This window comes from Paracoccus chinensis (genome assembly GCF_900102885.1).
Taxonomy (GTDB): Bacteria; Pseudomonadota; Alphaproteobacteria; order Rhodobacterales; family Rhodobacteraceae; genus Paracoccus; species Paracoccus chinensis.
On record NZ_FNGE01000072.1, the window covers coordinates 1 to 1,446 of the forward strand.

A 1,446-nucleotide genomic window follows, 5' to 3' on the forward strand; every position below is an offset into this window, starting at 1 on the left:
CCGTAAAATATGACAAGCGCCGCTACAAACGCCGCAACAGGATCGAGATCATGTTCGGCCGCCTGAAAGACTGGCGGCGCATCGCCACGCGTTACGACAGATGCCCGAAGGTCTTCCTCTCCGCCATCGCGCTCGCCGCAACCATCATGTTCTGGCTATGAAACTTAACGAGTCCTGACCCTAGGGCAGCGCGGCCGGTTCAACCCCTGAACGGATTGACGATGCGGAGCCTGTTTTCGATCAGCATGCCATGCTGCATGTCCTCTGAGAGCAGCCGCTCGCAGCCGCTTGTCAGGGCAGCCGAGACGATCATCGCGTCATAGACCGAAAAGCCATATCGCTCGCCAAGCGCAAGGCCGACCTCGTGGATCTCGGCTGTCAGGTCCAGAACCGTGCAGAGCGCACGGATGCCACCCAGGAAATCCCCTGCCTCCTGCCAGGACATGCCGGCTTTCCGGATGCAGTTGACCAGGGTCTCATTCAGGACCTGCACACTGATGATGCCACCCCCTGCCAGCAGCCCGGCAGCCGTGTCGGCCTTCGTACTGTCATCAAGCAGGTAGAGAATGATGTTCGTATCGAAGAAGTCAGCGGGCATTGGCATCGTCGCGGGTCAGCCGTCCCGATGCGGGAAGCCGTCCGCGAAAACGACGCAGATCCGCCAGCACATCCGCTGCCGAAGGCAGACGGCGGACAGCGAGGTGATCGCTGGCAGGCGCCAGTTCGATCCGGTCACCCTCTTTCAGGCCCATCTCGCGCACGAGCCCGGCCGGCAGGCGGACTGCCAGAGAATTGCCCCATCTTGCGATCTGCATGGCATGGTCCTTCAAGTGGATATACAGATAGAGAACGTATATCGCATCTGGCAGACAGTTGTTCAAGACGGCGGCGAGAAGCCGTCGATCATGTCAGCCGAGGCGGATCGTCGGCAGAGCTCAACAGCCGGTGCCCGGGGGCTGGTCCTATCGGGTCAGCACAACCAGCGCGTCCACCATCCGGATGAAATCGTCCGTCGCCAGACCACGCCAGCGTTCGCCCTCATCATAGGCGTTCTCGATCCGCTGCCGTTCGGCTTTCTCCAAAAGCCGAACAGAGGCGTTCATGTTGGCGATTTCGTGCTCGCAATAGCTGATCGCCGGGGCCAGCAACTCGGCCAGCGCCGCTCTGTCGTCAGCGGCGGGCAATTGTTCTCCGCTTCATTTTACGCATCGGAGAGCCAAGGTCAGAAATGGACACGGCCGACGCTGTGCCCATTCTGTCTCACGCGGCGAGATCCTCGAGGGTGCGGCCCGACTCCAATGCATCAGTGATCCACTGGGGGCGACGACCGCGCCCGCTCCAGGTCTGCTCCGGATTGTCGGGATTGGTGTACTTGGCAGTGCTGGCGCCGGATCTCCGCCTTCTGCCCGCTTTTCCGATGCCAAGCAGTTCTGTCAGCTTGAACCC

At 61.2% G+C, this 1,446-nt stretch carries 5 protein-coding genes; 1 reads left to right on the forward strand and 4 read right to left on the reverse strand.

Features of this window, described 5'->3' with window-relative positions; translation table 11 throughout:
- A partial coding sequence (locus BLQ03_RS17700; protein ID WP_139166824.1) for a transposase occupies nucleotides 1-161 on the forward strand: 161 nt, incomplete at its 5' end.
- 38 nt (nucleotides 162-199) lie between these two features.
- On the opposite strand, the gene BLQ03_RS17705 is transcribed toward BLQ03_RS17700, so the two are convergent.
- The 4 genes from BLQ03_RS17705 to BLQ03_RS17720 all read right to left on the reverse strand — a co-directional run.
- Complete coding sequence (locus tag BLQ03_RS17705; protein WP_090757597.1) at nucleotides 200-598, reverse strand: PIN domain-containing protein; 399 nt, start codon at nucleotides 596-598, stop codon at nucleotides 200-202.
- Nucleotides 588-815 carry an AbrB/MazE/SpoVT family DNA-binding domain-containing protein gene (locus BLQ03_RS17710; protein WP_090757598.1) on the reverse strand — a complete coding sequence of 76 codons (228 nt, stop codon included), beginning with the start codon at nucleotides 813-815 and terminating at the stop codon, nucleotides 588-590. The genes BLQ03_RS17705 and BLQ03_RS17710 overlap by 11 nt, the downstream gene beginning before the upstream one ends.
- Before the next feature lie 147 nt (nucleotides 816-962).
- The gene (locus BLQ03_RS17715; protein WP_090757599.1) at nucleotides 963-1,184 is read right to left on the reverse strand and encodes a hypothetical protein; all 222 of its coding nucleotides are present in this window, start codon (nucleotides 1,182-1,184) and stop codon (nucleotides 963-965) included.
- Nucleotides 1,185-1,260: 76 nt separating this feature from the next.
- A partial coding sequence (locus BLQ03_RS17720; protein ID WP_139166825.1) for an H-NS histone family protein occupies nucleotides 1,261-1,446 on the reverse strand: 186 nt, incomplete at its 5' end.